Origin of the sequence: Sphingobacterium sp. B29, from assembly GCF_001952815.1 — a bacterium.
In the GTDB taxonomy this organism is placed as follows: Bacteria; Bacteroidota; Bacteroidia; order Sphingobacteriales; family Sphingobacteriaceae; genus Sphingobacterium; species Sphingobacterium siyangense.
This window is the reverse complement of record NZ_CP019158.1, coordinates 2,844,298-2,862,964: the sequence shown is the minus strand read 5'-3', so window position 1 is coordinate 2,862,964 and position 18,667 is coordinate 2,844,298. Positions and strand designations below refer to the sequence as shown.

Here is an 18,667-nt window from a genome sequence, read left to right as displayed (position 1 = left end):
GGCTTACTTTTATTAATGTCAAATATACATTTATTATTCAAATAGGCGGCATTTTTTATGACAAGTATCGTTTAAAACGGGACATTTTCCAAGGGTAAAAGTCTTGAATCCGAGATAGCTGCAATCCGATGCCCTATAATCTTCATATAAGCTGAATTTTGTTCAAATGAAAAAAAATCGGACACACTTTTCTGTTTAATCAGCATACAGATATCCCACTGTTCCTGATCGGGCCCTATCAGAAACCGGTCACCATGCCCAACAAAAAGTAGCTCACCGCCGCTTTCTTCCACAAAAGGCTTGGCTAGCTTTATATAATTCATAAAAGCATCGTATCCCGAAATTTCTTTGATTGGTGCAATCTCCGGAAAATTAGTATAGTCCGCGATTTTCCTCAACTGAATTAAATTGAGGTTTACAATAGGGCCTTGGATATTTTTCAATGCCAGATTCCTTCCTGCTTCATAACCGGGATACAAATACGTCTTTCTTGTCATATCAATAGATACTTGTTGTTTCACTCACTTTACTCTTCAACTCAGTTGCGGCGTGAAGTACGACTTTTTTATAATCAATGATTTTGTCGTTTTCAAATGGAATAATAACTGTATTTTCAAACAGGAAATTTCCCTCACCCAATCGGTTCCAATCCGCCTGCAAGTTTTTGTTGTCAAATTGCCCCATGTTTAACATAAATCTGATTCTGTTAGAAAGAGCCGTTAAATTCATGCTATCAGCGATATGTATTTTATTTTCGGCCCTGTTGTAAATTGTTAAAACTCCCATCAATGGTTTACTTTCCAAGAATTCGGCTTTCAATTGTTTTTTATCTATTTTGTTCATGTGCTTTTAAATTAAAATTATAAATCACCACCCAATGATTTCAATTGCGCAGCAAAAATAAGGAGATCTGTTACGGCCATTCCGTCCAATAGCTTATTGGCGATGTGCTCAGCTGTAACAGTAGCCTCTTTAAAAATTCGATCACCAGCCGCCGTAAGCTTCACATAACTGACCCGGGCATCTCTATCATTGTGCTCTTTTACAACTAGCCCCATCTTTTCCATAGGTGAAATAATCCGTGTAATCCCTGAGGCCGTTAAACCGGTACTTTCAGCCAGATCAATTCGCCGTAACCGGTTCCCGGAAGTCTGACTTAAAATATGTAGGATCATAAAGTCTGTCAGACTTAGTCCATGCAAGCTCAACCCATCAAACTTTTTGGTGATGACAGATTGAACTTTTATAATGTTCAAAATCGTATTAATTGCGGTCATATTATTATTTGCAAAATACTTGATTACTCAAGTATTTTGCAAATATAATAGTTTTATTTAAATGGTTGAACAAAATAAACAAAAGATTCTGCGAACGGGGTGGTTACACTAAAGCTCATTAATTCTATTTTCTTCACGGGAGAAGGAGGTTTGTATAAAACTACACTTAGGTGTAGCATTGATTGACATAATCTATAATATTTTTGGACAAATTCTAATCTATAAGAAGCAAGAGCCAACGATCTACATAACATGATAAGGATAGAATCCTCAAATATTAACAAATTTATTACCTATAGCATAGTATAAACATGACAAATTGCAAAAACTGTGGGACTGATATAACACTGAATTTCTGTCCGAAATGTGGGCAGCCAGCGGTCCTTAAAAGAATTGATGCGCATTATATCGTCCACGAAGTTGAACATGTCCTTCATTTCGAACGCGGAATCTTATATACGATTCGTGAACTTATTACCACACCAGGAAAAAATGTAAAAAAATATATTGCCGAAAACCGAAGCCGCCTGGTAAAACCCATTATTTTTATCATCATCACCTCACTGATATACTCTATAGTAAGCCATTTTTTTCATGTAAACGACAAATATGTGAGTTATTACGAATCCCAGCATTCTACCACGGGTTCGATATATCTCTGGATCCAAGACCACTATGGTTACGCTAATATCATGATAGGATTGTTTATCGCTTTCTGGGCTAAACTATTTTTTAATAAATACGGTTTTAATCTTTTTGAAATTGTCATCCTGCTGTGTTTTATTTTAGGAATGACGATGTTGATCTATACTATTTTTGCATTAGTAGAAGGTGTAACGCATACAAGCGTTATGGTGCAAGCTAGCATCGTCGCTATGTTATATAGCGTCTGGGCTATTGGACAATTTTTCGATCCCTACAAAATACCCAGTTATTTAAAAGCGCTCGCAGTTTATATTTTAGGGTATCTGTCATTTACTGTCGTCGTCGTTATTATTGGCCTATCGATTGACTTAATTTTAATGAAAAGATAGTTATCCACCCTTTTTCCTTGTGAGACCTAATTAAAAACCAGGTGGGTAAGTTTGCGCTGTAAACTTACCCACCATGTTACTAGTTGCCTGTTACAGATTATTTCTCAGATATCCCTGAAAGTTATCTTGAAACTGAAGGCCAATCCCCAACCTATGTTTACTTAATTTATTGTTGAGCGTAAGTCCCCATAATACAAATTCGGTCAGAAAATGGAGATCTTCGGGCTTCGTTTCCGGCTGGTATTGCTGAATTAAAGCGTGTATAGGTTTCACTTGATCCAAAACCTGCTCATACGTTGAATCGTTGAGTTCATCAGATAATTCGATCCCCTCTGATTCTGAAAACCAACGAACAATATCGTCGTAGGGATAACGTTCGTTTTCTCTTTCCAGTTTCTCAATTTTTGGGAATAAAATCGGAAAAAGGTTTTTAATCGCGTTTTCTATCAGCTGCAATGCGACGATACCCGCTCCCTCCTGTTCGCCTTCATAAACGAGCTCAACTTTACCGGTTATCGCAGGCACAATACCCATAAAATCACTCAGCCGTACTGTAGTTGCTTGCGCCCCACTTCTGAGCATGCGCAATTCAGCGGTGCTTAATAAGTTCTGAAATGCTGTAATGCTCATACGCGCACTTACGCCACTCTTTTCATCAACATATTCACTATTTCGTGCTTCAAAGCTTATCTGCTCAATCAGTTCCCTAGCCAGCTCAGGAACGTATATCTGCTCCTTCTGGGCCGCTTCCAAGTTCGCCTCCTGCGCTGTAATTGCCTTTGCTATCTCAACCGATGCAGGGTAATGTGTGAGTATCTGCGATCCTATGCGATCTTTCAGTGGCGTCACAATACTTCCTCTATTGGTATAATCCTCCGGATTTGCAGTAAATATAAATTGTACATCTAACGGTAAGCGTAACTTAAAACCACGGATCTGAATATCTCCCTCCTGCAATATATTGAAGAGAGCTACCTGGATTCTAGCTTGAAGATCAGGCAGCTCATTAATGACAAATATAGAACGGTTTGCCCGAGGAATCATACCAAAGTGAATCACGCGATCGTCTGCATAGCTCAGTTTTAAGTTTGCGGCTTTGATGGGATCTACATCACCAATCAAATCAGCGACCGTCACATCTGGCGTAGCCAGCTTATCGGTGTTTCATCGCCTTTCTCCTGCAGAAGTTCTAGCGCATAACGCGATATGGGGTTAAACGGATCATCATTAATCTCTGAACCTTGAACCACAGGCACATATTCATCCAATAAGTTGACCATGAGCCTAGCTAGACGTGTTTTCGCCTGACCGCGAAGGCCCAAGAAATTAATGTTGTGTTTGGAAAGAATTGCTCTCTCAAGTTCTGGAATAACGGTATCTTCATAACCATATACTCCATTAAACACGGTTTCACCCGCCTTTATTTTTGTAATCAGATTTTGACGCAATTCTTCTTTTATTGTTTTAGGTTTATAACCCGAAGTTTTTAATGCACCAAATGTTGTAATCTTCGTGTAATCCATATATTCTTATCGTATTCTTTTTTTTCGATTTTCTTCGTAATCCTCAAAAATCATTTCACCTAGATCCCCAAGTCCAGTGTAATAGGCCTTCCCTTGGTTTGAAGCTGTAAACTCGTCGACAAATTGCTGTAGATAAGGATCTGAAGCAATCATAAAGGTTGTAATTGGTATTCCCAGCTTTCGGGCTTGCGCAGCCATACTATAGCACTTGCTAGTGATAAAAGGATCCAAACCTATAGGATTTTTATAATAGGTACCGTCTGGCATATTTAAACAGCTCGGTTTTCCATCGGTTATCATAAATATTTGCTTATTCGCATGCCGTTTTCGCCTTAGCAAGTCCATCGCTAGCTTTAAGCCTGCGACCGTATTGGTATGAAATGGTCCAACTTGCAAATAAGGCAAGTCTTTTATCGCGATAGGCCATGCATCGTTTCCGAAAACAATGACGTCAAGTGAATCTTTCGGATATCGGGTCAAAATAAGTTCTGATAAAGCCATCGCTACTTTTTTTGCAGGAGTGATTCGATCCTCGCCGTATAAAATCATACTGTGGCTGATATCGATCATCAACACTGTACTCATCTGCGACTTAAACTGTGTATCTTCTACGACGAGATCATTTTCTGATAAGGCAAACTCGCCTATCCCATGATTGATCTGTGCGTTTTTCAAGCTCTCTGTCAAAACTATTTTCTCCAAGCCATCTCCGTACTGATAGTTTCTGAAATCGCCCATATTTTCGTCACTCCGTCCCTGGTGATTGGTTTTATGATTGCCTGATTTCCCTTTCCTCATTTTCCCAAAAATCTGGTCCAAGGCATGCTGACGTAAGGCTTTCTCCAGCTTTGAGGTAATATCTACGCCGCCTTCACCACCAAACTCCACTTTTTCTCTGATATAACCTTTATCTTTCAGATCCGCAATGAAATCGTCTATCGTATAGGCTGGAGTCGTCAGTTTAAACTCTTTATCCAATTGCCTAAGCCAGTCAATGGCTTCATCAAAATCACCAGAGGTATGGGTAATCAGTTCTTTGAAAATGTCAAATAATTTATCAAAAGGCGTTTGAAACGGCTCTTCATATTGTTTGAAGAGAAAACCTTTACTTCGTTTCGTGCTTTTCATGCATTCCTTTTATTAGTATGAGGAAGCTATCCAAATAGTGTATCGGATACTTCATAGTATGAATTTACGAAATAATAATTTTTGTGAGCACCGTATGTCCATTTAACTTTAAAAACTGGCTATAGTATGACGCACGAGCGACAACTTTCAATTAGGAATTAGTTTCAGACTTTTACGCTCTCCCAGTCAAAAGCCGCAAAGAATTGGTATTCCTTGCGGCTTTTTAATCCAGTTATTCTAAATACAAGAGAATTACCCCTGAAATAAGTACCCGTTAATAAAGCAGTTCCAACGTTGGCTTATTGGCGGTTGCTTCCCTGCTACTAAAAGACATATCATTTGTAGAAGAAGCCACAGCTGTATTTAAAAATAGAAAGGATACTTTACGATCAGTACCGGTAAGCAATCTGTTAATGGCCGAAGTGACGTCGACGGTCTGTAAACCTATCCCTGAAACAGAAATCTTACCGACAAGTACAGTATCCATTGGTGCATTGTTCCAATTAATGCTATTTTCCAACCAAGATGTCGTGGAGGTTGTATAAATATTAATAGTCCGTTGTGGTGCTGTATTCACTCCTGCAACATACATTTTTAATTTTGCCGAACTCACTTTAGGTGTAGTAATCATCGCAATATCAAATTTAGCGTATGCTTTACGCGCGTAAGATGTAGCGTCGGATTTGATGACAAGATCAGCTGTAGTTCCATAATTTGTACTCGCATAGATACCGTTACGGACATAGGCATCGGCAAGAGAACTTCCGGCATTGGCTACAACAGCATGCTGAAACGCTCCAACGTCTGGATTACCCAATGGCAACGCATTTCCAGCGAAATCCACACCCCCATTGTTACTTATAAATATACCAGCATTAAGGGCAGCCGAACCGGAACCGACATCATAACCTTTTGCAGCGTCAAGGCCGTTTCCACCAATTGGATTGACAAATACCGGATCTTCATAGAAATTGTTATTCCGCACGGTAGTTCCCCAGTTCAATGACGTAAATGTACTTGACGGAAATAAACAATTATTGTTAAACTTCAGTCCGTTATCGGCCTGAGTAGACAGACTACTAATGGTCGAGGTTGTGTAAAAAATATTATTTGAAAATGTTGCATAAGGCTTTCCTGAACTCACGCCATTCATGACGTTAAACAGGCTGGCGGTTGGATTTTTGATGTAGAATACATTATTATAAATCTCACGGGAATCGTATGTTGTTTTTTCGATCAAAAAGAGCTTCTTTAACCTTGTTGTACCGATATCGTTGACAGAAACGTTGTAGCGGACTTTAATATTCTTAGACTGGTTCATAAAAAGCATAAATCCGCCGTTATTATCATGCGAATAATTGTATTCGAAGATATCTCCATCGGTTACTGAATTGGTATCATAACCATCGGCATCGAACGCGACTCCATCGTTGGCCCCTCCGCCTGTCATACCGTAAACCTCATTATAAGCCACCAGCGTATTCAAACTGCCAATTGTCCAAATACCCGCATAATTTTCAGAGCCTGTGTTCATACATGCCTTATAGACCGTATTGTGTGTAATTTTACTTCCTCCCGTCACGCCAGACATAACGATACCGTCGCCGTAGATATATTCAATCAAATTGTTATCGATAATAATATCTTTTGATCTTGCTGCCATAGCCCTATCGCCAGTGGTCCTTATCCCTTCAACGGAACAGTTGGCGACATGACAACTTTGTACCAAAGCCCCGTATATTTTACCGTCTAAGATAATCCCGCCAGAGCTTTTGTTATAATTGGTCTGTCCATCGATAGCACCATTGACGTCATGAACATAACAATTTCTAATGGAGACATTGCTGATTGCTGTTCCTGCAGAACTACCTCCAATCACGCGGATTCCCGTGGCAGCATAACTTGTCCCGCTTGGGATTGTATTCGTCAGTTCGAGGTTATTTACTTCAAAATAAGATACTTTATTAAGGTATAGCGCATTTGATCCATTCCTCTTTCCACCGCCGTTGATAATCGGACGAACATCACCGCCATATTTATCTATGATAATGGGAGCTTCAGCCGTTCCCGAATTTTTCATATGCAAAGTGTCATTCCATACGCCACCGCTCTTGAATAAGATACGGTCGCCGGGGCCAAAAACCGATGTATTAATTTTGGCCAACGTTCTCCATGCTGTAGTTGTGCTCATTCCTGTGCTATCATCGTTTCCGCTGGGATCTATGTAGTAAGTATTGCCCACACTTGCCAGATTCGCCTTCGCTTTTGTTTTTAGGGATGTCGGAGAATCTAGTTGAACAGACTTTTGGCAGCTCAGTAGCCCAATGACTCCAATAGAAATCACCATCATAAATTTTCTCATAATGTTGTTTTTAGTTTTATAATTTGTTATAATTTTTACAGACGTATTTTAATTCCGACGAATACGAATTTTATAATTTGATTAATAACATTAAATTATAAATAACTTATCAACCACAAGGGGTAAAATCACAAATAAAGAGGGGTAAAATTTTAAATTAGAACCTGAAATAGAAATTCAACATATTCTTTATAAAAGAATATGCCGCGTAGCAAAAAAACTAAGCAGCATATTCAATAAGTATTGAAACTGGATTGGTTTTTAATACTTATTTCCAGCCCGGATTTTGGACCAAATTTGGATTCTTATCTATCTCCGTTTGTGGAATTGGAAACCAGTAATTCTTTGCTGTAAATATACGCTTTTGATAAACTGAGCGTTTGAAAAATGCTTTGGGGTTAGATTCATTGTCATCCTTTTCTGTACCAGAAAAATTCATTCCATAGAAATTCCCATTTAACACAGCTTCACCAATTTTCCAGCGTCGCACATCACGATACCGGATACCCTCATTATTTAGTTCTACCCGACGCTCGTCTCGGATTGCTTTGCGCATCCCCTCCTGCGAAGATGGCACAGGTAAAGCATCTTTTCCCACACCATATTGTGGTACACCTGCGCGTACCCTTATCAAATTGACATACTTTAATATATCAGGATGATTAGCGTCGGACTCATTTAGTGCTTCGGCGTAGTTCAGATACACTTCGCCAAGCCGATAAAGTATTCCTGGTCTATAGGGATTTGTTCCATTGCGGGGGTCGTGATCTGGATGGACTTTCTTACGTACAAGATACCCATTTTGCGGGGCGTCATGTGTAGGTCCCCCATCCCAGTTACCACTATAAAATTCGGTTGTCCGATTTTCTCTTCTATACCAAGCACCATTATACAAAACCGAAATATAAAATCGTGGTTCACGATGGGTATACATATTATAGGTACCTTCCAAAGTCACCTTTCCATTTCCCTGAGATTCTGTCCAGCGTGTATTTCGCACTTCTGCCGTCTTTGAGAATCCTTTTTCCTGATATCCAGATAACGGGTCATCAATCCTCCGGCCATTCTCCATGAAAAAGGCATCCACTAAAGATTGTGTAATTCCCAGTCCTCCGTTTCCTCCAGTACCTCTTGGTTGTGCGTGCCTATCATATTCCCAGATATTGCAATCAGGGCGAGCAAAAAGAATCTCATCATTCCCATCTTGAGGTCGTCTAAACAACATATTTTGATACGAGAGAAACGGATCTATAGACCCATCAGCATTATATTCAATATATAATTTATGACCAGCTGATTCAGCTTTTTCCAATAGTAATTTTGAGGCCGCTGCCGCAGTTTTCCATTTATCTACACTATAGTTCCCATTGAATATGGTTTCACCCTTATTATTTACAAAACCGGTGTATGCGGTATTACCATTGACTAATGGGCTTGCAGCAAATAGTAGAAGACGAGCTCTGACTGCCAAGCACATAATAGACGTCGCCCGACCATATTTCTGAGCGGCACTATATTTAACGGGTAAAATAGCAGACAAATCCAATAGCTCCTTTTCTGCCCATTGCACGACCTGATCAAATGGTGTCTGTCCAATCATCAATTCTTCGGCCGATGCATTCGGATCGGTCAATCCAAGATGGAACGGTATAGCACCATAGGTTTCCAGCAGAAGTGTATAATAATAAGCGATCATAAAGCGAGCCTCAGCTTTCATAAGATTTACCTCCTCCTCGGTCACCAACTGCGCAGGGTTTGGTTTTACATTGTCCAGAAAAATATAAGCTGAACGAATACGTTTGGGAAGTTCTACCCAATAATTAGGATCCCATGAGGTACTGGGATTCCAATTGCCGGTCTGCATCCCTATAACTGACCAGCCAAATTGCTCCCAGCCCGTAGACGGTGCCATATCATCCGAAAGTGGATCCCAGCCAAGTGTTCGCGTATTTCCCCAATATGGATCTGGTACATTGCTGTATATTCCTGCCAGCCAGTCCTCTGTTCTGGTTTTGTCTTTAAAAATCATATCTAAAGTAAGCTGATCATCAGGGCTCTTGTCCAAATATTTCGAACAAGAGGTCACTGTGGAACCCAGCGCAACAAGTAGTAATATACGGGTAACATTATATTTTATAGTCTTCATTGTATAGGTTATTTCTATTTAAAATTCAATTCCAATCCCATAGAAACAGATTTCATGATCGGATAGCGCATACCATTATTAACCCCAAGCTCTGGATCCCAAAGCTTAAAATCACTCACTGTTAGCAGGTTATTACCACGCAGAAATATTCTAAAATTACGGATAGCGAGATGATCAAGAATTTTTGATGGTAAGCTATAGCCCAATTCAATATTACGTAGTCTTATAAAACTCATGTCCCTAAGCCACCAAGTGGAGGCCAAATTATTATTCGCACTTTGATAATCAGAAAGCCGCGGATAGAAGACGTCCTGCCTAGGATTATCCAAGGTCCATCGATCGGAAACATTGTCGAAAATATTTCCCATTGCTCCATTGGCACTTCCGGGAATAAAATTTGAACCACCAATGATCCTGTATGTACGAGAGACACCCTGAAAAAAGAAACCGAAATCAACAGCTTTGTACCTTAGGTTGGATCCGAAGCCAAATACAATCTGTGGATCTTCCGTTCCACCGATAGCAGTTCTATCGAGGGCATCTACCACACCATCACCATTCAAATCCCGATATCTGATATCACCTGGACGCACCGGTCCAAAAGTATGTCTTGGTATATCTGATCGAAGAGTACCGTTAGCAATATCTGAAAAATCTGCGTCCGTAAATAGGCCCTCGTCAATAAAGCCAAACAATTGTCCGATCGGCTTTCCGGTAGAAGACCTTGAGGTACCGATCACTGCGCTAGGTTCGTCCTGTTCTAAAATCTTGTTTAGGGCATAAGTAAATGTGCTACGAACAGAAAGAAATAGGTTTGGATTTAATTGCCGGTTCAATTCAAGCGACATATCGATGCCTTTATTGTTTACGCGTCCAAAATTTGCCCAGGGCGCATTGGTAAAACCACTCGAACCGGGTATAGAACGACGTTGCATAAATATATTTTTCCGGTCCTCATTAAATAGGTCAAGCTGAAATTCCAGCGTTTTCCATAAGCCTAATTCGAAACCGATATTGGATTTAGCAACTGTTTCCCAAGTAAGTCCACTATTACCTTGATCACCTTCCATACGACCACTACGTTTAAAATCGTTATTTAAGCCCCATGAATATCCACCGGTCTCATTAATGGTTGTGATATAGGCAAACCGACGACCATCTAACTTATCGTTCCCCACCAATCCATAAGATCCGCGCAGTTTGATTTTGGAAAATGTACTTTTTAGATGTTCCATAAAAGGCTCTTCGGAAATATACCAGCCTAATGCAAAGGAAGGAAAGAACCCATAACGTTTTCCTGGAGCAAAGTTTTCGGATCCATTATAACCAAAATTAAATTCCCCAATATATCTGTTGCTATAATTGTATGAAAATCTACCTGCGATTCCTTGATTCCGATAAGGCAAAAGATCTCCATTATCATAATTTCGCTGATTGTATAAAAACATTCCCTCTACGTTATGGCCACCAAAAGATTGAACATAATTAATCGCTCCCTCAAGATACATGCTTTTATCGCCCCAGTCTGAATTTTTTTCATAGCCTAAGAATTCCTGTCCATAACTATCAATGACTAACTTTAATTTTCCATTTTCGTCCCTTCCGATAGCTGGATTATAGTAATCTGGGCTTTTACTCCTAACGACAGACGTATTAGAGTATCTATCAAAGGAAAACAGCCCACGAGCCTTTAATCCCTTCAACCAAAACGATAAGTCCTGTTCTACCGCAAATAAAGATTCGATTTTACTTGCGCTAATACGTTCATATCCGCGTTGAGTCGCTAATGCCCAGGGGTTTGTCCGCTGGGGTGTCCTAGGTATTTCACCAGAGGAATAGATGGTAGGATGTACATAGGGAGGAATAGTGAAAGCCTCCTGAAATAGTTCATCAACACTTTGGGGAGCTCTTGTCCTATCCTGGAGATATCCGCCAATATTCAACCGGAAGAGAGTGGTTGGACTAACATTGATATCTACATTGGAACGTACATTATAACGGTTTAACCGTGAAGATGAATTCCAAGCCTGTTTTTCATCGCGTTCAATCAACCCACCTTCCCGATAATATGAAGTTACTAAGGAATAACGCAAAATATCAGATCCTCCATTGACACTAACATTCGCCCGTGAATTTCCAGCTTGGTCCCGAAGTACTGCATCCAACCAATTGACATCAGGATAAAGGTCTGGGTCCGTATGATTACGGATGTTTTCGATCCGCTCTTTCGAATATAAACCTTGCTCCCCACGTTCCTCCCGAATATTATTCATTACCTCCAAATAATCTGCTGCACCAACAAATTTAGGCAGCTGTACTGGTGATGTGATCCCCTGCTCAAAACGAGCAGAAACATTGGGCTTACCCACCTTTCCTCTCTTTGTATTGATCAAAATCACTCCGTTTGCCCCCCTTACACCATAAACTGCACTCGCTGCCGCGTCCTTCAATATCGAAAACGACTCGATTTCTTCGGGATCCATATTATCCAAAGATCGCTCAACGCCGTCCACAAGAATCAATGGGCTTCTGCTTCCACCGAAAGTACTGATACCACGTATCCAAAAGTTTGAATTATCGTACCCCGGTTCTCCAGATCGCTGTACGGCAATAATACCTGCAAGCTGTCCCGCAAGATTGTTACTCATAGAGCGAGATGTTCCTATTTGCAAGCGTTTGGGTTCGATCGTCGTGATCGCACCTACTACAGAGGCACGCCTTTGGGTACCAAAACCGACAACAACGACCTCGTCCAGTGCGCTGATACTATCAGCTAATATCACCGTATATTCTCCGTTTGTCTTAAGTGGTACACGCTGACTTACATAACCGATAAGACTAACCATGAAATAACTGTCCTGCGGGTCTAGCTTGAGTGTAAACTGACCTTGGTCATCTGTCGATGTGCTATTCTTGCCAAGGCCTGTCGCGACAGTAGCATTTGCCAGGGCCGTCTGTCGCTTATTAAGAACCCGACCCGTAATGACGCGGCCTTCTTGTATTGAAGCTTGTTGAAGGCCACGCTTCACAATAATTGTATTGTCATTTAACGTGTAAGAAATCTTTAAACTTGAAAAAATCTTATCTAGAACAGTCTTTATCGGCTGCTCTCTAAATGTCATGGATATACGTTTCGAGTCGTCGATGTCATTTGGGGAATAAATAAATTTTAAACCGGTTTTACTATTTAACTCTTTAAAGACCTGCTTAACCGGAATATTATTAAAATCGATTGTTATGTTTTTCTGTACATCAAAGATTGGCTTGGCCGAACTAAATAACCAGACAAGGCTGCCAAAAAAAAGGCACAAAAAATTGCGTGCAAACTTATTTTGTTTGCGGGATGTCATAAGTAATTTATACATTTGAAAATTGATTAATAATTGATCATTACCAAAAGCCGTTAAGGCGCGATTAGGAATGTAGCAGCATTCCTAATTTTTTATGGATTTGCTTCTGTTACATATATTGTTCCTTTCCTTTCTATATAGTTTATATTATTGGTCATCTTAATGATCGCCAAAACCTCGCTGATATTTTCATATCTGCTGATCATTCCTGTAATGGGAAGTCCTGCAATTTTTGAATCTATAACAATTGGAATTCCGTACCATTGTTCAAATTCGAGAGCAACTTCAGCGAGCTTCTCATTATCAAAATAAAACAAACCTTTACGCCAGGCATTTGCTTTTTCGATATTTTCAGATTGAATAAGTAAGATTTTAGGTTTATCTTTTTCCAGAAAAGCCTGCTGTCCCGGCTTAATAAGCACCTGTGTTCCATAGCGATTATGCGTAAGACGAATACTCCCTTCTGTAAGCAATACATTTTCTTCGGAATTGCCAGATGTATTTACATTGAATTTTGTTCCCAATACCTCAATGGTCTGCAAGGCAGAGCGGACTGAAAACGGAATCCTTTTACCTGCAGAATATTGTTTATGAACATCAAAATAAACCTCCCCAGTAATATGGACAGAACGGTTATTCTTATTAAAATCAGGTTCAAGTTCAATTGTTGCCAAGTAATTAAGCCATACTTGTGTGCTATCGTTCAGTAAAACAGAAAATACATTTCTCGAAGGATTTTCTATGCGCAGTTTCCCTAAATCTGTCCCATTGGCAACCGAACTTAATGCTAGTACTTTTTCATCATTGATGGTTGTGTAATGAGCTCCTTGTGGCAAGGTATCTAACAAATCAAACCGTTTCTCTTTCCCGATTATTAACGACGGATTATGATTAGTGACATGAAGAACTTTTTCGCTTGTTTTTGAATTATCGATGAGCCTATAGGATATAAATATCCCAAAAAGGATCATAATGCTTGCTGCAGCATACCCTATTTTGGGTATATGAAAACTTAAAGTACGCTTTTTAATACGATGATGAACCTTTTCTTTAATCTCCTCTCCGATGCGGTCCATATCATTTTGCACCTCTCCCTCCCTGTCCATTGCATCGTACAGGTATTCAACAAATTGTCGTTCTTCAGGATTGGTATCTCCCGAAATATACCGATCGAGAAGATCTTTTAAAACTGTGCGAACATGACGTTTCCTTTCAGACATATAAGATGGTTTATATTGGTTCCTTTCTTATATGTCGTTGTGACTAATGATAATTCCCAAAAAAAATTAAAAAAACATAAAAAGAATTTTTTGGATTAGAAGCTTAAGTGCATTTGTTGTATTAAGCAATTGATTTTGAACAGTTTTCGTCGACAACCCTAATAATTTAGCAATTTCCTTAACAGTTTTATCCTCATTGTAGCGAAGCAAGAATATTTCTCTGCGTTTTTGTGGCATACGTGCAATCCAGTTATGCAGCATAGATTCTAATTCAGTTTGAATATAGTTGCCATCGGCGGTTGATCCATCGCTTAGCTCTTCAACCATTGTTTCTAATTCTTCAAAATACCTCTTTTCCTTTCGAAACCTGTCAATCACTTTAAAACGGACGGCTTGGCAAAGGTAATGATCGACATCTTGAATTGTTTTGCGATGCCGCTTCTCCCATAAATCAATGTAAAGATCCTGAATAACTTCTTTTGCTGTGTTTTCATGTTGCAGGCGTCTGAGAGCAATTTCATACAATTTTTTCCAAGTTCGATGATAAAGTTCGTCAAATGCATCTTCATTCGACTCTTTCACCAAAAGAAAAAGATCCTCAAGACTACTATTGCACATAACTGAAGATTTATATTGTTGAGAAATTAAATGTTGGTTTAAAATTGATAGATGCAATATATAAAATCTAAACGGAACTTCCTACTAAGTGTCATAGTACAACAATAGGTCCGAATCGATACAAAATACGTTCACAACACGATATTAGGGTAGCCACAGAATCATACCAACGCGAGAAAATCCTGAATAATTTCTTTTAAGCAATCCTTAGCCATAACCCGTCGAATCTTTTTATGCTGGTCTACATCGATATAAAAGAAAATTTAATATTTTTAGCGAACAACTACAGCCCTTATGGACAATAAAAAATTAATGGAAATAGATCAATATATTGATACACTTTCAGACACTGAGCAACAAATAATTCGTCAATTTCGGAAAGCGATATCAGAAAATGACAATACCGTTTCGGAAAGCTTTGGAAAATTCATGTCAAACCCTAATGCAATCAGCTTTAATGAACAAGGTGTATTTAAATACGGGTTAACAGTTGCCAAGAATTATATTTCATTCCATTCCTTGGTCATCTATACTAACCCCGAATTAATGGAAGAACTAAAATTAAAAATACCAAAGGCCAAGTTTCAAAAAGGTTGTATTAATTTCAAAACTTTGGATGAATTTCCCGCCTCAGTATTGGCAGAACATATTCAGGTTTCATCCAAAATAGATTTTAGCCCCATGATAAATCGTTATTTGAAAAAGAAATAAGTACCAGGTCGATTCCCAGAATTTTATTTATTCACTTTTACGCGCAACAATAGCATAGACCATCGGAATCTTATTTCCCAAATGGGCTATTCTGAATTTTTTAGGATCTAGCTCTGTCATGTTTTTAAAAATGGGATAAGGTGAATAGTCAAATTCGTTCAGGTCTTGAATGTTCAGCCCATTATGAAGTAAAGCACCAACGACCTCACTCATACTATGATTCCAGGTGACATAGGACTGCGAAATAGCGGCATCTTTATCGGCATAGGTTCCCTGCTCTGTTTCAACAATTGGAGCAATATTAAAATAGTTATAGCCAATTTTATCAAAATTGTCGTCGAACATCCAAACAACTGGATGAAACTCGACAAAAATAAACTTCCCTTTCGGTTTCAAGAAACGTGAAATTATTTTCGCCCATTTATCTAAATCAGGTAACCAAGTAATCGTTCCGTAACTTGTAAAGACTAGATCAAATTGTTCATCAAGATGATTTTCAAGCTCATACAGATCACAACAGATAAACTGCACATCAGCATGCATATCTTTCGCAATTTCGCGGGCGCTTTCTATAGCCTTGTCAGATAGGTCAACACCAGTAACTTTTGCGCCAAGTCTACTCAAAGAAATTGTATCCTGTCCGAAATGACATTGTAGGTGTAATATTTTTTTCCCACTGATATCACCCAATAATGCTAATTCAATTGAATTTAATGAAGTCTCCCCTTTTAAAAATCCTGTTAGATTGTAAAAATCTGATTTTAAATGCGTATCCGTTCTGTTATTCCACGAGTGTTTGTTTATTGCGATGTAATTCTCTTCCGGGTTCAAATCGTTCATTTTGTTTTTTAATTAAATGGTTAATTAGCTACTAAATTACAATAAAAATTAATCTCTATCGGATTCATCGTTTCCTCAATCTAAAAATAAATGTTTTAAGAAATAAAGCTTGGTGAAAATTATCATAAAGGTTCTCTATATTTAAATCGATTATCAAATACTTCCAAGTTTAAAAGGATGAGGCAAGAACAACGCCTACTTACATGAAGAAAAGAGATGACGATAAAAATATATAGACCAGAGAGCTTACTCCTAAAAAAATATATTGAATGCTTCTATATACTTGAGAAAACTGACGAAGAAAAAGCGACGGCATATTTTACGTTTCCGAGTATTTACACCATTGTGACGATAAGTGAGCAGACCCAAACGATGGTAAGCCCAAATAAGGTGATTACGAAGCATTTTCCATCCAATTCGATAGAAACAAACCTTGTATGCAATTTTAATGAACCTGTTTTAGTGTGTTACGAGGGGAAAATAAATGAAATTACCACTTACTTCAAACCTCTTGGGATAAATGCTTTTATACCCAATGATTTAAGCGATTATAACAGCGGAACATTTCCCGATTTTAACCCACACCTGGATTATAAAGATGCTATGAGATCCATCCTGTCCATAGATGACCAGGACGGGCGAATCAAGGCATTAGAACACTATTGGATATCAAAATTTTGGCCATTTAAAAATGCGTTGCTCGAAAACATAATTACCGAAATGTTAGATACAAGCAACGTCAATCAATCGATGTCAGAATTTTCGCTAAAAACAAGAAGATCGAGAACAACCATAAATAAGCAATTTGATCAACATATCTGTAAAACCCCTTCCCAATTCAAAAAAATCATCAGATTTCGAGCTGCAATTCAAAGCCACCTCGAAGATAGAAACAAAATAGGTCTGTCTTATAACCTGGATTATTTCGATCAGTCCCACATGATTAGAGATTTTAAAAAATTAACAGGATTTACGCCAAAAGTTTTCTTTTCCAAAATAGCTAATCTCGAACGGAGCCAGATAAAATGGATTTTTATTTAGCAGGTTTACAAAAATACAATCACACTATTTTATTAAACAGTAACATTGCTCCATAATTATTTATGCAATACGTTATGAAGCTTTTAATCCTACTTATGCTTTGTCCAGTTTTTCTTGTGGCCCAAGAAAAAACATCAGCCAAACTTGCAGCCTATATGCAGGCACAAGCTGATGTAAATAATTTTAGTGGAACAGTTCTTGTCATGAAAAATGGCACTATTTTATTAAAAAAAGCCTACGGTTTGGCAGATTATGAATGGAATATAAAAAACACGTTAGACACTAAATTCCAGTTGGCATCGGTCACAAAACAATTTACCGCAGCCGCTATTTTACAGCTCGTCGACAGTGGGCGGTTATCCCTAAATGATAAACTCAGTAAATTTTTCCCCGATTATCCAAAAGCCGATAGTATCAGCATCCACATGTTACTGTCACACAGCTCCGGACTTGCTATGGGCTTCAAAGAAATCGCGTTAAGCAGCATAAGTCGCGATTCTGCTTATGCCGCCATCAAGAAAATTCCTTTCGAATTCTCACCGGGAACAAATAGCGTCTATAGTAATATCGGTTATTATTTGTTAGCAAAGATTATTGAAAAAGTCTCCGGTGAGCATTACGCTACTTTTTTAAAGAAAAATATATTTGATAAAGCTGGGATGAATAACACCGGAGTTAGTAACAATGAATCCATCGTGCCGAAAAAAGCAAAAGTATATTATCATAATGACGAAGGTTTTATCCATAACCCCTATATCAACTGGGAGATCAACCTAGGTCACGACGGTATTTATTCAACCGTGGAAGATCTAGCCATTTGGGACCAAGCACTTTATGGAACAACGATTCTATCAGCCGCAATGAAGGAAAAAATGTTTACACCATATAACTCCGAAAATTGGGGCTATGGATTCATCATCAATCCATTTTATAATCACGGACATTATTTGATTGCACATGACGGCGGATTCTTTGGGACAATGACTTCTTTTAATCGATTTACTGACGACAAACTCTTTGTCACTGTCCTTTCTAATAACGGCTCAGCCTCCCATATCATAGGTTACGGACTTTCAGCAATTGCCTTTGGTAAAGAAGTAGAAATGCCCTACAAACATCGTCGCGCCAAAATAGATACGACCATATACAATAACTATGTGGGTGAGTATGGAAAAATACGGATATTAAAAATTGATGGCAAACTCTATTATAATGATGCGGATATTGAACTCATTCCCGAGTCTAAAACAAAATTTTTCAGAGCAGACGACAACGACAGAACGATCGAGTTTGTTGAAGACAAAACAGATGGCTATAATTCCATTATTTTAACAAAAGGTGGAGTTAAGGAAGTTTTCCCAAGATCCAATAGAAATGAATGAAACGCTATGGATGCTGCTAGAATAACGATTTTAAT

General features: G+C 38.7%; 16 protein-coding genes. 4 read left to right on the top strand and 12 right to left on the bottom strand.

Annotation, left to right across the window (positions count from 1 at the left end; all coding sequences use genetic code 11):
- Positions 1-71: 71 nt before the first annotated feature.
- Genes BV902_RS11785 through BV902_RS11775 form a run of 3 tightly spaced genes read right to left on the bottom strand, consistent with a single transcriptional unit; the run spans position 72 to position 1,277 of the window.
- On the bottom strand, positions 72-497 hold the full coding sequence (locus BV902_RS11785) for a DUF1330 domain-containing protein (protein ID WP_075992096.1): 426 nt from the start codon (positions 495-497) through the stop codon (positions 72-74).
- 1 nt (position 498) lies between these two features.
- On the bottom strand, positions 499-843 hold the full coding sequence (locus BV902_RS11780) for a GIY-YIG nuclease family protein (protein ID WP_075992095.1): 345 nt from the start codon (positions 841-843) through the stop codon (positions 499-501).
- A gap of 17 nt (positions 844-860) precedes the next feature.
- Complete coding sequence (locus BV902_RS11775; RefSeq protein WP_075992094.1) at positions 861-1,277, bottom strand: MarR family winged helix-turn-helix transcriptional regulator; 417 nt, start codon at positions 1,275-1,277, stop codon at positions 861-863.
- Between the two features lie 311 nt (positions 1,278-1,588).
- Here BV902_RS11775 and BV902_RS11770 point away from each other — a divergent pair, with 311 nt between their 5' ends.
- The gene (locus BV902_RS11770) at positions 1,589-2,311 is read left to right on the top strand and encodes a DUF3667 domain-containing protein (protein WP_075992093.1); all 723 of its coding nucleotides are present in this window, start codon (positions 1,589-1,591) and stop codon (positions 2,309-2,311) included.
- Positions 2,312-2,401: 90 nt separating this feature from the next.
- Here BV902_RS11770 and BV902_RS11765 read toward each other — a convergent pair whose 3' ends face one another.
- From BV902_RS11765 to BV902_RS11730, 8 genes are all read right to left on the bottom strand, one after another.
- On the bottom strand, positions 2,402-3,448 hold the full coding sequence (locus BV902_RS11765) for a sigma 54-interacting transcriptional regulator (RefSeq protein ID WP_335682269.1): 1,047 nt from the start codon (positions 3,446-3,448) through the stop codon (positions 2,402-2,404).
- A complete protein-coding gene (locus BV902_RS28560; RefSeq protein WP_335682268.1) occupies positions 3,445-3,834 on the bottom strand; it encodes a hypothetical protein in 390 nt (129 codons plus the stop codon). The genes BV902_RS11765 and BV902_RS28560 overlap by 4 nt, the downstream gene beginning before the upstream one ends.
- Before the next feature lie 6 nt (positions 3,835-3,840).
- Positions 3,841-4,962 carry a vWA domain-containing protein gene (locus tag BV902_RS11760; RefSeq protein ID WP_075992092.1) on the bottom strand — a complete coding sequence of 374 codons (1,122 nt, stop codon included), beginning with the start codon at positions 4,960-4,962 and terminating at the stop codon, positions 3,841-3,843.
- 274 nt (positions 4,963-5,236) lie between these two features.
- Complete coding sequence (locus tag BV902_RS11755; RefSeq protein WP_075992091.1) at positions 5,237-7,324, bottom strand: CBM96 family carbohydrate-binding protein; 2,088 nt, start codon at positions 7,322-7,324, stop codon at positions 5,237-5,239.
- Positions 7,325-7,592: 268 nt separating this feature from the next.
- Positions 7,593-9,470, bottom strand: coding sequence for a RagB/SusD family nutrient uptake outer membrane protein (locus BV902_RS11750; protein WP_075992090.1), 1,878 nt, complete (start codon positions 9,468-9,470; stop codon positions 7,593-7,595).
- Positions 9,471-9,484: 14 nt separating this feature from the next.
- Positions 9,485-12,835 (bottom strand): SusC/RagA family TonB-linked outer membrane protein, encoded by a 3,351-nt coding sequence (locus BV902_RS11745; RefSeq protein WP_216640464.1) that lies wholly within the window; start codon positions 12,833-12,835, stop codon positions 9,485-9,487.
- 77 nt (positions 12,836-12,912) lie between these two features.
- Complete coding sequence (locus BV902_RS11735) at positions 12,913-14,040, bottom strand: FecR family protein (RefSeq protein ID WP_075992089.1); 1,128 nt, start codon at positions 14,038-14,040, stop codon at positions 12,913-12,915.
- 66 nt (positions 14,041-14,106) lie between these two features.
- The gene (locus BV902_RS11730) at positions 14,107-14,715 is read right to left on the bottom strand and encodes an RNA polymerase sigma factor (protein ID WP_157626019.1); all 609 of its coding nucleotides are present in this window, start codon (positions 14,713-14,715) and stop codon (positions 14,107-14,109) included.
- A 237-nt stretch (positions 14,716-14,952) separates the two neighbouring features.
- Between BV902_RS11730 and BV902_RS11725 the strand changes: the two genes are divergently transcribed.
- Positions 14,953-15,369 carry a DUF1801 domain-containing protein gene (locus BV902_RS11725; protein WP_075992087.1) on the top strand — a complete coding sequence of 139 codons (417 nt, stop codon included), beginning with the start codon at positions 14,953-14,955 and terminating at the stop codon, positions 15,367-15,369.
- Positions 15,370-15,396: 27 nt separating this feature from the next.
- Here the strand turns inward: BV902_RS11725 and BV902_RS11720 are convergent, their stop codons facing one another.
- Entirely contained in the window at positions 15,397-16,209 is an 813-nt protein-coding gene (locus BV902_RS11720; protein WP_232475752.1) for a class I SAM-dependent methyltransferase, read from the bottom strand.
- 216 nt (positions 16,210-16,425) lie between these two features.
- Here BV902_RS11720 and BV902_RS11715 point away from each other — a divergent pair, with 216 nt between their 5' ends.
- Together BV902_RS11715 and BV902_RS11710 are read left to right on the top strand one after the other, a co-directional pair.
- Positions 16,426-17,250, top strand: a complete 825-nt coding sequence (locus BV902_RS11715; RefSeq protein WP_157626017.1) for a helix-turn-helix domain-containing protein — start codon at positions 16,426-16,428, stop codon at positions 17,248-17,250.
- A 74-nt stretch (positions 17,251-17,324) separates the two neighbouring features.
- Positions 17,325-18,632 carry a serine hydrolase domain-containing protein gene (locus BV902_RS11710; RefSeq protein ID WP_075992085.1) on the top strand — a complete coding sequence of 436 codons (1,308 nt, stop codon included), beginning with the start codon at positions 17,325-17,327 and terminating at the stop codon, positions 18,630-18,632.
- Positions 18,633-18,667: the final 35 nt, after the last annotated feature.

Coding starts and splice junctions, on each gene's coding strand:
- BV902_RS11755 (WP_075992091.1), bottom strand. CDS start 7,324: ATGAGAAAATTTATGATGGTGATTTCTATTGGAGTCATTGGGCTACTG.
- BV902_RS11760 (WP_075992092.1), bottom strand. CDS start 4,962: ATGAAAAGCACGAAACGAAGTAAAGGTTTTCTCTTCAAACAATATGAA.
- BV902_RS11745 (WP_216640464.1), bottom strand. CDS start 12,835: ATGTATAAATTACTTATGACATCCCGCAAACAAAATAAGTTTGCACGC.
- BV902_RS11750 (WP_075992090.1), bottom strand. CDS start 9,470: ATGAAGACTATAAAATATAATGTTACCCGTATATTACTACTTGTTGCG.
- BV902_RS11715 (WP_157626017.1), top strand. CDS start 16,426: ATGACGATAAAAATATATAGACCAGAGAGCTTACTCCTAAAAAAATAT.
- BV902_RS11780 (WP_075992095.1), bottom strand. CDS start 843: ATGAACAAAATAGATAAAAAACAATTGAAAGCCGAATTCTTGGAAAGT.
- BV902_RS11725 (WP_075992087.1), top strand. CDS start 14,953: ATGGACAATAAAAAATTAATGGAAATAGATCAATATATTGATACACTT.
- BV902_RS11710 (WP_075992085.1), top strand. CDS start 17,325: ATGAAGCTTTTAATCCTACTTATGCTTTGTCCAGTTTTTCTTGTGGCC.
- BV902_RS28560 (WP_335682268.1), bottom strand. CDS start 3,834: ATGGATTACACGAAGATTACAACATTTGGTGCATTAAAAACTTCGGGT.
- BV902_RS11785 (WP_075992096.1), bottom strand. CDS start 497: ATGACAAGAAAGACGTATTTGTATCCCGGTTATGAAGCAGGAAGGAAT.
- BV902_RS11770 (WP_075992093.1), top strand. CDS start 1,589: ATGACAAATTGCAAAAACTGTGGGACTGATATAACACTGAATTTCTGT.
- BV902_RS11720 (WP_232475752.1), bottom strand. CDS start 16,209: ATGAACGATTTGAACCCGGAAGAGAATTACATCGCAATAAACAAACAC.
- BV902_RS11735 (WP_075992089.1), bottom strand. CDS start 14,040: ATGTCTGAAAGGAAACGTCATGTTCGCACAGTTTTAAAAGATCTTCTC.
- BV902_RS11775 (WP_075992094.1), bottom strand. CDS start 1,277: ATGACCGCAATTAATACGATTTTGAACATTATAAAAGTTCAATCTGTC.